The sequence below is a fragment of the Streptomyces sp. NPDC093600 genome (genome assembly GCF_044764755.1).
Lineage (GTDB): Bacteria > Actinomycetota > Actinomycetes > Streptomycetales > Streptomycetaceae > Streptomyces.
Genome location: NZ_JBIWIU010000007.1, coordinates 59,256 through 71,891, shown reverse-complemented (window position 1 = coordinate 71,891; position 12,636 = coordinate 59,256). Strand labels below are relative to the sequence as shown.

General features: G+C 73.6%; 10 protein-coding genes, 2 tRNA genes and 1 other RNA gene. 8 read left to right on the top strand and 5 right to left on the bottom strand.

What is annotated here, in order from left to right:
- Positions 1 to 102 precede the first annotated feature (102 nt).
- Positions 103 to 507, bottom strand: a complete 405-nt coding sequence (locus ACIRB4_RS18685) for a ChaB family protein (protein ID WP_403292515.1) — start codon at positions 505 to 507, stop codon at positions 103 to 105.
- A gap of 143 nt (positions 508 to 650) precedes the next feature.
- Between ACIRB4_RS18685 and ACIRB4_RS18680 the strand changes: the two genes are divergently transcribed.
- Positions 651 to 908: a hypothetical protein gene (locus tag ACIRB4_RS18680; RefSeq protein WP_403292513.1), complete on the top strand. Its 258-nt coding sequence runs from the start codon at positions 651 to 653 to the stop codon at positions 906 to 908.
- A 120-nt stretch (positions 909 to 1,028) separates the two neighbouring features.
- Positions 1,029 to 1,889, top strand: a complete 861-nt coding sequence (locus tag ACIRB4_RS18675) for a glycosyltransferase family 2 protein (protein ID WP_403292511.1) — start codon at positions 1,029 to 1,031, stop codon at positions 1,887 to 1,889.
- Positions 1,890 to 2,007: 118 nt separating this feature from the next.
- On the opposite strand, the gene ACIRB4_RS18670 is transcribed toward ACIRB4_RS18675, so the two are convergent.
- Positions 2,008 to 2,095 (bottom strand) — tRNA-Ser (locus ACIRB4_RS18670).
- Between the two features lie 108 nt (positions 2,096 to 2,203).
- Here ACIRB4_RS18670 and ffs point away from each other — a divergent pair.
- The 6 genes from ffs (at position 2,204) to ACIRB4_RS18640 (ending at position 10,584) form a co-directional block, all read left to right on the top strand.
- Positions 2,204 to 2,302, top strand: an RNA gene (gene ffs, locus ACIRB4_RS18665) — signal recognition particle sRNA small type.
- Between the two features lie 71 nt (positions 2,303 to 2,373).
- The gene (locus tag ACIRB4_RS18660; RefSeq protein WP_403292509.1) at positions 2,374 to 4,560 is read left to right on the top strand and encodes a DNA polymerase III subunit gamma and tau; all 2,187 of its coding nucleotides are present in this window, start codon (positions 2,374 to 2,376) and stop codon (positions 4,558 to 4,560) included.
- Between the two features lie 61 nt (positions 4,561 to 4,621).
- Positions 4,622 to 5,872 carry a phosphoribosylamine--glycine ligase gene (gene purD, locus ACIRB4_RS18655; protein ID WP_403292507.1) on the top strand — a complete coding sequence of 417 codons (1,251 nt, stop codon included), beginning with the start codon at positions 4,622 to 4,624 and terminating at the stop codon, positions 5,870 to 5,872.
- 217 nt (positions 5,873 to 6,089) lie between these two features.
- A complete protein-coding gene (locus ACIRB4_RS18650) occupies positions 6,090 to 7,955 on the top strand; it encodes a hypothetical protein (protein WP_403292505.1) in 1,866 nt (621 codons plus the stop codon).
- A gap of 159 nt (positions 7,956 to 8,114) precedes the next feature.
- Positions 8,115 to 9,575, top strand: coding sequence for a N,N-dimethylformamidase beta subunit family domain-containing protein (locus ACIRB4_RS18645; protein ID WP_403292503.1), 1,461 nt, complete (start codon positions 8,115 to 8,117; stop codon positions 9,573 to 9,575).
- Positions 9,576 to 9,672: 97 nt separating this feature from the next.
- Positions 9,673 to 10,584 (top strand): phosphoribosylaminoimidazolesuccinocarboxamide synthase, encoded by a 912-nt coding sequence (locus ACIRB4_RS18640; RefSeq protein ID WP_403292502.1) that lies wholly within the window; start codon positions 9,673 to 9,675, stop codon positions 10,582 to 10,584.
- A 60-nt stretch (positions 10,585 to 10,644) separates the two neighbouring features.
- On the opposite strand, the gene ACIRB4_RS18635 is transcribed toward ACIRB4_RS18640, so the two are convergent.
- The 3 genes from ACIRB4_RS18635 to ACIRB4_RS18625 all read right to left on the bottom strand — a co-directional run bounded on the left by ACIRB4_RS18635 (position 10,645) and on the right by ACIRB4_RS18625 (position 12,613).
- Positions 10,645 to 10,720, bottom strand: a tRNA-Gly gene (locus ACIRB4_RS18635).
- Positions 10,721 to 10,742: 22 nt separating this feature from the next.
- Positions 10,743 to 11,351 (bottom strand): response regulator, encoded by a 609-nt coding sequence (locus ACIRB4_RS18630; RefSeq protein ID WP_403292500.1) that lies wholly within the window; start codon positions 11,349 to 11,351, stop codon positions 10,743 to 10,745.
- Positions 11,348 to 12,613, bottom strand: a complete 1,266-nt coding sequence (locus ACIRB4_RS18625; protein WP_403292497.1) for a sensor histidine kinase — start codon at positions 12,611 to 12,613, stop codon at positions 11,348 to 11,350. The genes ACIRB4_RS18630 and ACIRB4_RS18625 overlap by 4 nt, the downstream gene beginning before the upstream one ends.
- Positions 12,614 to 12,636: the final 23 nt, after the last annotated feature.

Sequence of the window (12,636 nt, the reverse complement as noted above, 5' to 3'; positions counted from 1 at the left end):
ACCGCTCTCCCGCTCTCTCCCGCTCTCTCCCGCTCTACGGGTCTACGGGTCTACGGGTCTACGGGTCTACGGGTCTGCGGGTCTGCGGGTCTGGTCTACCGTCTACCGGGAGCGGGCCTCGCGCGTCCGTGACCGGTTCTCCTTACGGATCGCCTCCAGCAGCTCGGACCTGCTCATCCGGGAACGGCCGCTGATGTCCAGACGCTGGGCCAGGTCGTACAGATGCTGCTTGGTGGCGCTCTCGTCGACGCCCTCACCACTGCGGGCCGGCCGCTCCCGGGGCGTCGCGGCACGCGGGTCGGACGGGCCCTTGCGCCCGTGCTCCTTGCGCTCCCAGTGGTCGCCGACCTTCTCGTACGTGTGCTTGAGCGCGCTGAAGGCGACCCGGTGGGCCCGTTCGCCCTCCCCGTACTGCTCCACGGCCGAGTCATGGGCCTTGATCCAGGTGCGCTGCGCCTCCTCGGGCGAGCGCTCCAGCGTCGAGGGAAGCTCCTCTCGTCCTGGCATGGTCACCTCCGGTCATCGCATTCCACCGGGCGCCTTCCCTGCCGCACGCGGCCCATGCGCCCGGCGGTCCGCCCGGCCGTTTCCGGACTCCTCTCCTCGGGCAGCCGCGCTCCGGACGCACACGTGAGGCGGAAGGACACGACATGAGCGAGCACACGCCGGACGCCGCCGACGCCGGCCCGGGCAAGGACCGGTTCGCGCGGGCGCGCGACGAGGAGCAACCGGGAGCCGGCTCGGGTTCGGAGCGCCAGGCACAGGAACGCGTCGTACCGGGCACCGCCGGCGCCCGGGAGGGGTACCAGCGGGCGGGCACCGGCAGCGGTGAGCCCCTGACCGGGGTCGAGGCCGACAAGGAGGATGACGAGCGCCGGACAACCAGGAGGAGGACGACCGAGGAGTGAAGGGGGGAGCCCCACGGCTGTCGTGGGGATCCGGGCCGGATGGCGTGCTCTGGGACCCTCCGGCCCCGGCGGCTCAATCGGGTCGGCCCCGGCCCGTTCAGCGACGGAGGGAGCCCTGCCGTGACCGCCGACCCGAGGACCACCGTGGTCGTCATCACCCACAACCGCCGTGACCAGCTGCTGCGGACCCTCGACCGCCTGGACGGCATGCCCGAGCGTCCGCCGGTGATCGTCGTGGACAACGCGTCGACCGACGGCACCGGGGAAGCCGTCGAGCGGCTGTGGCCGGCGGTCACGGTCCTGGCCCCCGGCCTCAATCTGGGCGCCCCGGGGCGCACGGTCGGGGTACGGCACGCCCGTACGCCGTATGTGGCGTTCAGCGACGACGACTCCTGGTGGGAGCCCGGATCGCTGACGCGCGCCGCGGACCTGCTGGACCGCCACGAGCGGCTCGGGCTGCTGGCCGCCGGGATCCGGGTGGGCCCCGGCGGCGCGCCGGACCCGCTGAACGCCATGCTGGCGGCGTCCCCGCTCGGCGACGGCGCCGATCTGCCTGGGCCGCGGGTCCTGGGCTTCCTGGCCTGCGCGGCCGTGGCCCGCCGTGAGGCGTACCTGGAGGCGGGCGGCTACAGCCCGCTGCTGTTCCTGGGCGGCGAGGAAACCCTGCTGGCCTACGACCTGAGGGCCCACGGGTGGGACGTGTGCCACGCTCCCGAGGTGATGGCCGTCCACGCACCGACCGGCGGCGTACGCCCCGGCCGCCCGGCGGTCCAGCGCCGCAACGCCGCCCTGACGGCCTGGCTCCGCCGCCCGGTGCCGGTGGCACTGCGCCACACCCGCAGCCTCGCCACCGCCGCCCCCAGAGACACGGAGGCACGCGACGCGCTCCTCCAGATGCTCGAACGCCTCCCCGCAGCCCTCCGCGCCCGCCGCCGCCTCCCGGCCCCCGTCGAGGCATCGGCCCGCCTCCTGGACCCGTAGACCCCAAGGCCGAAGCAGCCGATCCAAAGGCACCGGCCATCGGCCCCACACAGACGGGGGCATGCAGAAGGCCCCGGCCGGTTTCCCGGTCGGGGCCTTCTCGTGCCCGGTGAGGCACTGGCGGAGGATACGAGATTCGAACTCGTGAGGGGTTGCCCCCAACACGCTTTCCAAGCGTGCGCCCTAGGCCACTAGGCGAATCCTCCGCCGCAAACAATACAAGACGTTGAGGGGTGCTCGCGAACGTGATCCACAACGGTCCCCCGAGACCGGTCCCGGGGGATCGAGCGGCCTCCGGAATCGGGTACCCTGGGCGCAGCCCCTCACGTGGCGCTATCTGACTGAACTCCCCCAGGGCCGGAAGGCAGCAAGGGTAGGTCGGCTCTGGCGGGTGCGTGGGGGGCGCTTGCGTTCCCGGAGGTGGGAGGGCCGGGGGCGGGCTTCACGGGACGGGTTGTCGGTGGGCGCCTATAACCTCGTATACGTGTCGTCTCTCGCGCTGTACCGCCGCTACCGCCCCGAGTCCTTCGCCGAGGTCATCGGGCAGGAGCATGTCACCGACCCGTTGCAGCAGGCCCTGCGGAACAACCGGGTCAATCACGCGTACCTGTTCAGCGGACCCCGTGGCTGCGGCAAGACGACCAGTGCGCGCATCCTCGCGCGCTGTCTGAACTGCGAGCAGGGGCCGACGCCCACCCCCTGCGGCGAGTGCCAGTCCTGCCGGGACCTGGCGCGCAACGGGCCCGGATCGATCGATGTCATCGAGATCGACGCGGCTTCCCACGGTGGCGTCGACGACGCCCGTGACCTGCGGGAAAAGGCGTTCTTCGGGCCGGCGTCGAGCCGGTACAAGATCTACATCATCGACGAGGCGCACATGGTCACCTCGGCGGGCTTCAACGCCCTGCTGAAGGTGGTCGAGGAGCCGCCGGAGCACCTCAAGTTCATCTTCGCGACCACCGAGCCCGAGAAGGTCATCGGGACCATCCGGTCGCGGACGCACCACTACCCCTTCCGGCTCGTGCCGCCCGGCACCCTGCGGGACTATCTGGGCGAGGTCTGCGGCCGTGAGGGCATCCCCGTCGAGGACGGGGTCCTGCCCCTCGTCGTGCGGGCCGGTGCCGGGTCCGTGCGTGACTCGATGTCCGTCATGGACCAGCTGCTGGCCGCCGCCGCGGACGACGGTGTGACATACGCCATGGCGACGTCTCTTCTCGGCTATACGGACGGGTCGCTGCTCGACTCCGTCGTCGACGCCTTCGCGTCCGGTGACGGGGCCGCCGCGTTCGAGGTCGTCGACCGGGTCGTCGAGGGCGGCAACGATCCCCGGCGCTTCGTCGCCGATCTGCTGGAGCGGCTGCGGGATCTGGTGATCCTCGCCGCCGTCCCCGACGCCGCCGAGAAGGGGCTCATCGACGCCCCCGTGGACGTGGTCGAGCGGATGCAGGCCCAGGCGTCCGTCTTCGGCGCCGCCGAGCTCAGCAGGGCGGCCGACCTGGTCAACACCGGGCTCACCGAGATGCGCGGTGCCACGTCTCCGCGGCTGCAGCTGGAGCTGATCTGCGCGCGCGTGCTGCTGCCCGCCGCCTTCGACGACGAGAGGTCGGTCCAGGCCAGGCTCGACAGGCTCGAGCGTGGTGCGGCGATGCCCGCGCCCGTCTTCACGACCAGCTCGCCGGCGCCGGCGATGGGGTACGTCCCCGCTCCCGAGGCCCACGCCATGACACCGGCGCCCGCCCCACCGCAGGCCCCCGCGCCCACTCAGCCCGCTCCTGCCCAGCCCGCTCCCGCCCCGGCCGCTCCTGCCCCGGCCCCCGCCCCCGAGCAGCCCGCCGTCGACGCGCCGCGTCCCGGTGCCTGGCCCGGGGCCGCCAAGCCCGGGGGTGCCGCCCCCGGCGCCTGGCCGGGAGCCTCCAGCCCGGCCGCCGCCCCCGCAGCCCAGGCTCCCGCGCCCACCCCGCAGGCGGCCGCCCCGGCCGCCCCCGCCGGGGACATGGCGCAAGGCGCCGCCCAGGTGCGGAACATGTGGCCGTCGATCCTCGAAGCGGTCAAGAACCGGCGCCGGTTCACCTGGATCCTGCTCAGCCAGAACGCCCAGGTCGCCGGGTTCGACGGAACCACCCTCCAGCTCGGCTTCCTCAACGCCGGCGCCCGTGACAACTTCGCGAGCAGCGGCAGCGAGGACGTGCTCAAGCAGGCGCTGGCCGAGCAGTTCAACGTCCAGTGGAAGATCGAGGCGATCATCGACCCGTCGGGCGGCGTCTCGCCCCCGCCCGCCGCGCCCAACTTCGGCGGCGGACGGCCCCCGCAGCCCCCCGCCCCGTCGACGCAGCAGCAGTACGCCCCGGCCCCCGCCTCCGGCCAGCAGCCCGCGGGCCCTGGTCCCGGATCCGCGCCCCAGGCCCGCTCCGCGTCCCCGTCCGCCGGCCCCGCCCCCGTACAGGCGCCCCAAGCACCGCAAGGCCGGCAGGGGTCACAGGCGGCACACGCACCGCAGACGCCCCACGCATCACAGGCACCGCAGGCGACTTCCGCGCCCCGGTCCGTCGCGCCCGAGGACGACATCCCGGAGGAGGACGATCCGGACCTCGTCGACTCCGCGCTCTCCGGCCACGAGCTGATCGTGCGCGAGCTCGGAGCCACGGTTGTGGAGGAATACACGAACGAGTAGGGCCGTCTCGCTCGGTGGCCCGCACAAAGGGCATCCCGCCCCGCGGGCTACCCTGGCTGGCGTGAAGGTCCTCGTCATCGGCGGCGGCGCCCGCGAACATGCCCTGTGCCGCTCTCTCTCCCTCGATCCCGACGTCACCGCTCTGCACTGCGCGCCCGGCAACGCCGGAATCGCGGAGGTCGCCGAGCTGCACCCCGTCGACCAGCTGGACGGCGAAGCCGTCGCCCGCCTCGCGACCGGCCTCGGCGCCGATCTCGTGGTCGTCGGCCCGGAGGCGCCGCTCGTCGCCGGTGTCGCCGACGCCGTCCGCGCGGCCGGCGTCCCCTGCTTCGGCCCGTCCCAGGAGGCGGCGCTGCTTGAGGGCTCCAAGGCGTTCGCCAAGGACGTCATGGCGGGTGCCAACGTCCCCACCGCCCGCAGCTACGTCTGCACCACCCCGGAGGAGATCGACACGGCGCTGGACGCCTTCGGCGCTCCGTACGTCGTCAAGGACGACGGCCTGGCCGCCGGCAAGGGCGTCGTCGTCACCGAGGACGTCGAGCAGGCCCGCGCGCACGCGCTCTCCTGCGACCGCGTGGTCATCGAGGAGTACCTCGACGGCCCCGAGGTCTCCCTCTTCGCGATCACCGACGGCGTCACCGTCCTCCCCCTCACCCCCGCGCAGGACTTCAAGCGCGCGCTCGACGGCGACGAGGGCCCGAACACCGGCGGCATGGGCGCGTACTCCCCGCTGCCCTGGGCGGACCCCAAGCTGGTCGACGAGGTCATGGCCACCGTCCTGCAGCCCACGGTGGACGAGCTGCGCCGCCGCGGCACGCCGTTCCAGGGCCTGCTGTACGCGGGTCTGGCCATCACCGGCCGGGGCGTACGGGTCATCGAGTTCAACGCCCGCTTCGGCGACCCGGAGACGCAGGTGGTCCTCGCCCGTCTGAAGACCCCGCTGGCGGGCGTCCTGCTGAACGCCGCCAACGGCACCCTCGAGAACGAGCCCCCGCTCACCTGGCGCGACGAAGCCGCCGTCACGGTGGTCATCGCCTCGCGCAACTACCCCGGAACCCCCCGTACGGGCGACGCGATCGAGGGCCTCGACGAGGTCGCGGCACAGGACGCTCCGCACGCGTACGTCCTGCACGCCGGGACGAAGCGGGACGGCGACGCGATCGTGAGCGACGGTGGCCGAGTCCTCTCGGTCACGGCGACCGGCAAGGACCTGGCGGAGGCCCGCCGACGGGCGTACACGGCGGTCGGCCGCGTCCGTCTGGACGGCTCCCAGCACCGTACGGACATCGCGCGCGTGGCGGCCGGGGAGTGAACCCCTAAGCACGCCTGCGCGTCACCACCTTTGCCCAAAGCCATTCCATCGAGTGACGGCTGAGCCATCCGGATGACGCCCGCCGAACCCCCAACTAGGGTGCGGCGGAGGCGTTCCGGCACTTGGCCCACCGGCATTGCGATGTCAGTGGCGGGTGCCACAGTGGGGGAGTGAGCAACACCGCCACAGGCAGTCCCGTCGAGGGCAGGAGGGGGTGATGTACGGCGTGTCCGGTACCGGTTCCGTTGTCGGCGAGGAGATGGGTGCGCGCGCCGCGCGCATCCGGGCCCTCGCCGTGCTCCGCGTCCGCGGCAGGGCACTCGCCGTCGCGCTGCTCCCCGCCGCCGCGGCCGTGATCCTGTACGCGGGGGGCGTCACCGGCCATCTCACGGGCGCCGGCTGGGACGCGGCCCGCTGGGTGGTGACCGTCCTCGCCCTGGTCGTCATCCTCGCCGCCGCGGCCGTCGCGCTCGTCGTCGCGCGGGCCAGGCCCGCCGTCACCCCGACCGTGGAGCTCGCGGAGTCCGCCGCCCCCGATCTCTACCGGATGGTCCGGGACCTGGCCGACCGGCTCGACGTCCCCGCACCCTCCGCGATAGCCCTGACCCCGGACTGCGACAGCTGGCTGGAGGACCGTACGCACCCGGCGCACGGCCGTACGCCCGGGCTGCGACGCTCCTCCGACGCGCCCGTCCTGGTCATCGGCTCGCCCTTCCTGTGGTGGATGCGCGTCGGCGAACTGCGGGCGGTCCTCGCCCCCGTCGTCGCCGGTACGGCCCCGGCCGCGCACCCCGACATAGCCGCGGCCCGCCGCTTCGTGCAGGGCCTGGACGCCGCCGTCGCCTCGCCCCGCAGCCCCGGTCTCGACCCGGTCCGCCGACTCGGCGCCCACGGGGTCGGGCGGGTCGCCCGGGTCCTGCTGCGCAGCTGCCGGGGGCATGCCGCCGAGATGGAGCGCGGGGTCGCCGCGGCGGGCTCCGAACGGGCCCAGGCGGTGGACTACGGCATCCGGATCGTCGCCCAGGAGCAGGTCGGCCTCGCCTACGCGGGCTGGGACCGGCTCCTCACGCGCGTGGCGCTGCCGGCCTGGCGGATGGGCCGCTGGCCGTCCAGCCTCGACGTGGGCGTGGTCGCCGCCCTCACGGAGCTCTCCCGCCGCGACCGGCTCGCCGAGGGCTTCGCCACCCGGCTCGGTGAGCGCCCGGCCTGCGACCTGCTGGAGGAGCCCGGCGCGGTCGACGAGGCGGCCTCGCTGCTCGCCGCCCGGCTCTTCCACGGCGGCCCGGCGGAGGCCGGCCCGGACTGGTCCCCGGTGGACTGGAACCAGTACCCGGAGGAGGTGGTGGACCGTAAATGGCGCATGGACGCGGCCCGCCTCCACGAGGTCCTCGACGAACTGGGCGTCCTGCCCTCGGGCTCGGCCGGCCACCCGACGACGGCCGACGGCCCCACCCTCACCCGCGTGATGTCCCACCTCGCGAGGCCCCCGCGCCCCGAGGCGGCGGACGCCGCGCCCGCAGACCGCCTCCCGGACCCCGCACCGGCCCAGGCCGCCCCTGCCCCGCCCCCGAGCGACCCCCACCTCGCCGACGCCGAGGCCAGGCCCGGTGACGCCGAGCCCGAGGCGCCGGCCGAACCCGATCCCGACGCCCCCGCCGCCGATGCCGTGGCCGAGCCCACCCCCGCCGCGGACTCCCTCGCCGCCGCGCTGACCGCCCATGTCGCCCGCGAGGAGGCCGCCAGGCCCGTCCCCGCCACCGCGCCCGGGCCGCACGCCGCCGCGGCTCTGGGGACGGCCGGAGCCGACCAGCTGCCGCTCTTCCCGCTGCAGCCGCCCCGGACCGGGCGCGACCTGCTGGCGGACCACGTGACCGCGATGGTCTGCTGCGCCGCCGTCGACACGGCGGGTGCCACCCCCGGCCTGGATTGGCTCGACGGGCCCGCGCTCCTCGTCGGCGGCGCGCGCAGCACCGACCTGCCGGCGCGCGTCATGGCCCTCGTCGAGGACGGCGACCCCGAACCCCTGCGCGCCTGGCTCACCGAGACCGGCGTCCGTCCGGAGAAGCCCGTCCGCCTCGTCTGAGCCCTGCTCCCCCGGCCGACGACCGGAAGACCGCCTTCCGTTCACGTCAATTCGCGACGAACGGTGACGGAGTGCGTGCGTTATGTGATGTGCTGGGGACCGGCACTGACAGCAGCACATGACAGACGTGACGCGGGGGAGTCGAGGGAGGGGCGCGATATGGGGGCGGAGCAGATCAGGCGGTGGGAATCGGGCGCGCTCGCCCACGCCGTCACGGACCCGTTCGGACAGGGCCCCCTGCCCTGGCTGCGCGGGTCGGAGAACTATTTCGACGACACGGGCCAGGTCGTCCCCTGGTACGCCGACGACACCCTGGCGCGCGGCGGCAGCGGCGGCCCTCGCACGGCCGACGACGTGAGCAGCCAGATCAAGGGCTTCACGTCCAGTGGCGCGGTCGCTCCCGGCGAGGCGATCGATTTCCACATCACGGTGGACCCGCCGCAACAGTTCTCGGTCGACATCTACCGAATCGGTCATTACGCCGGCGAGGGCGCCACCAAGGTCACCACCAGCCCGCGTCTCTCCGGGATCGTCCAGCCGGCCCCGCTCACCGCCGACCGGACCGTCTCCTGTCACCACTGGTGGCAGTCCTGGCGGCTGCAGATCCCGTCCCTCTGGGCGATCGGCGCGTATGTCGCCGTGCTGACCACGGCCGACGGCTACCGCTCGCACATCCCCTTCACCGTCCGGGACAACCACCCCGCCGACCTCCTCCTCGTCCTCCCGGACGTGACCTGGCAGGCGTACAACCTGTACCCGGAGGACGGGCGCACCGGGGCCAGCCTCTACCACGCGTGGGACGAGCAGGGCCGGCTCCTCGGCGAGGAGGACGCGGCGATCACCGTCTCCTTCGACCGCCCCTACGCCGGTGCCGGACTCCCCCTGCACGTCGGCCACGCCTACGACTTCATCCGCTGGGCCGAGCGGTACGGCTACGACCTCGCGTACGCCGAGACCCGCGATCTGCACGCCGGCCGCGTCGACCCCACGCGCTACCGCGGCCTGGTCTTCCCCGGCCACGACGAGTACTGGTCCGTCCCCATGCGCAGGACGGTGGAGCTCGCCCGCGAGCAGGGCACGTCGCTGGTCTTCCTCTCCGCCAACACCATGTACTGGCAGGTGGAGCTGGGCCCCTCGCCGTCCGGCGTCCCCGACCGGCTCCTTACCTGCCGCAAGCGCCGCGGCCCCGGCCGGCCCGCGCTGTGGCGCGAGATCGACCGCCCGGAGCAGCAGCTGCTCGGCATCCAGTACGCGGGAAGGGTTCCCGAGCCGCACCCCCTGGTCGTACGGAACGCGGACCACTGGCTCTGGGAGGCGACCGGCGCCGGCGACGGCGACGAGATCCCGGGCCTGGTCGCCGGAGAGGCCGACCGCTACTTCCCGCGCACCGCGCTGCCCGAGCACGAGGGCCGGATCCTCCTGGCGCACTCGCCCTACCAGGACAGCGAGGGCGCCCTGCGCCACCAGGAGACCTCCCTCTACCGGGCCCCGTCCGGTGCCTGGGTCTTCGCCTCCGGCACGTTCGCCTGGTCGCCGGCCCTGGACCGGCCCGGCCATGTCGACCCGCGCGTCCAGCGCGCCACCGCGAACCTCCTCGACCGCATCTGCAAGCGGGACTGACCACGGGGCCGGACACTCAGGGGCGGCCCGCCCGCCCTCCCCGCGTCCCGGTGCGAGAGAATCGAATCGCTCCTGGATCAACCTACGCGGAGGAACCGTGTCCGGATTCGTAGAAAAGCCCGAGCCTGTTCAGGTCCCGGGCCTGACCCACCTCCACACGGGCAAGGTGCGTGACCTCTACCAGAACGAGGCCGGCGACCTCGTCATGGTGGCCAGCGACCGCATGTCCGCGTACGACTGGGTCCTGCCCACCGAGATCCCCGACAAGGGCCGGGTCCTCACCCAGCTCTCGCTCTGGTGGTTCGATCAGCTGACCGACCTGGTCCCCAACCACGTCCTCTCCACCGACCTGCCCGCCGGCGCCCCCGCCGACTGGGAGGGCCGCACCCTCGTCTGCCAGTCCCTCCGGATGGTCCCGGTCGAGTGCGTGGCGCGCGGCTATCTGACCGGCTCCGGCCTCGTCGAGTACAACGAGTCCCGTACGGTCTGCGGCCTCGCCCTCCCCGAGGGCCTGAGCGACGGCTCCGAGCTGCCCGCCCCGATCTTCACCCCCGCCACCAAGGCCGCCGTCGGCGAGCACGACGAGAACGTGAGCTACGAGGAGGTGGCCCGCCAGGTCGGTGCGGAGACCGCCGCCATGCTGCGCCAGGCGACCCTCGCCGTGTACAGCAGGGCCCGGGACATCGCCCGCGAGCGCGGGATCATCCTCGCCGACACCAAGTTCGAGTTCGGCTTCGCGTCCACCCCGGACGGCGACAGGCTGGTCATCGCCGACGAGGTGCTGACCCCGGACTCCTCGCGCTTCTGGCCGGCCGCCGACTGGGAGCCGGGCCACGCCCAGCCCTCGTACGACAAGCAGTTCGTCCGCGACTGGCTGACCTCCCCGGCCTCCGGCTGGGACCGCAAGAGCGAGCAGCCGCCGCCCGCGCTCCCGCAGGAGATCGTGGACGCCACGCGCGCCAAGTACGTGGAGGCGTACGAGCTGCTGACCGGCCACACCTGGCACTGAGGCCACAGGCGCCGGAGCACGAAGAAGCCCCCGGTCGGATCGACCGGGGGCTTCTTCCTGTGGAGCGGACGACGAGATTCGAACTCGCGACCCTCACCTTGGCAAGGTGATGCTCTACCAACTGAGCCACGTCCGCATGCGCCGTAGCGCGGAGCCAACTATACCCAACCTTTCTCCCGCGCGAGACGTACCGCCGTGTGCCGGTTCTCGGCACCGAGCTTCGTCGCGGCCGAGGAGAGGTAGTTCCGGACCGTCCCGGGGGAGAGGGAGGCGCGCTCGGCGATCTCCGCGACCGGGGCCCCGTCCGCCGCCAACTCCAGGACCTCGGCCTCCCGCGCGGTCAGCGGCGAGTCCCCGGCGGAGATCGCGTCGGCCGCCAACTCCGGGTCCACATAACGGCTTCCGGCGTGGACGGTGCGGATGATCTCGGCCAGCCGCTGGGCGCTGACGGTCTTGGGCACGAAGCCCCGCACCCCGGCGGCGAGCGCCCGCTTGAGGTGTCCGGGGCGCCCGTGACCGGTCACGATCATGGTCCGGCACTCCGGCAGCTCCTCGCGCAGGGATGTGGCGACCTTCACACCGTCGGCACCGGGCATCTCCAGATCGAGGACCGCGACATCGGGCCGGTGGGCGCGGGCCATGGCGAGGGCCTCGGGGCCGGTGGCGGCCTGGGCGACGACCACGAGGTCGTCCTCAAGACCGAGCAGGGCGGCGAGCGCGCCCCGGATCAGATGCTCGTCGTCGGCGAGCAGCACGCGTACGGTCACAGCGCCTCCCCCTCGACCGGCACACGTACAGGCCCGCGAACGCGACGCTGTACGGGCAGAGGCACCCGCGCCGTCACCCGGAACGTGCCTCCGCCGGCCGGGCCCGCCTCCAGGGTCCCGGCCACCGCCGAGAGCCGTTCGCGCAGCCCCGCAAGACCCGAGCCGCCGGCCCGGGCCCCCGGCACCTCCCGTACGCCGTCGTTCTCCACGGTCAGCAGCACCGCACCGTCCTTCCCCCGCAGGGAGATCACGCAGCGCGACGGGTCGCCGTGCCGCAGTACGTTCGTCGTGGCCTCACGGACCACCCAGCCGAGCGCCGACCGCACCTCGGAGGGCAGTTCCAGGTCGGTCGAGTCCATGGCGCAGGTGATCCCGGCGGCGGTCAGGACACCGCGCGCTCCTTCCAGCTCGACCCGCAGGTCCGCCTCCCGGTAGCCGCGCACCACGTCCCGTACCTCCCGCTGCGACTCCTGGGCGATCCGCTGCACCTCGATCATCTGGTCCACGGCCTCCGGGCGTCCGCGCCGGGCGAGCTGGACGGCGAGCTCGCTCTTGAGCGCGATCACCGACAGGTTGCGGCCCATGACGTCGTGCAGGTCGCGCCCGAAGCGCAGCCGCTCCTCGGCGACGGCGAGGCGTGCCTTCAGCTCCTTCGACCGTTCCAGCTCCCACACCGTCCTCATCAGCCAGCCGGAGAACCCGCAAGCGGCGACGAGCCCGCCGCCGGCGAGCAGGATGCCCACCGCGTAACCGATCGCCTCCCCCAGTCCGACACCCATCGCCGCGACGGCGCCGCCCGTCGCGAAGGCGGCGAGCGGTGCCACGTACAGCATGTGCCGGACCCGGTTCATGCAGAGGACGAGGCTGCCGAGGCTGAAGGTGACCGTGCCGGTGACGACGCTCGCGGCGATCGCCCCGTCGGCGAGGACCCCTGTGGCGCGCAGCGCGATGAGGGTCAGGGCACCGACCGAGGTCAGGGCCACGAGGGCCGCCGCGAGCCGGACCGGCCGCTCGCGGCGGTCGAGGGCCCAGTCGAGGGCGCGGGAGGAGAGCACGGCGGTCAGGACGGCGTGGGCGCAGACCAGCAGGACGAGGCCGAGCCCGAGCGGCAGGCCGAGGGGGGCGCGGTCGGCCTGAGCGAGCGGTACGCCGCCGATGGAGGTGATCTCGATCAGGGCGAAGAAGTGGAAGGACCACCGTGTGTACAGCTCGACCTTGGCCGCGTTGCTGCGGCCGACCCACCATCCGGTCAGTCTGGACACCCGCCCGCCCCCCGTCCTTCCAG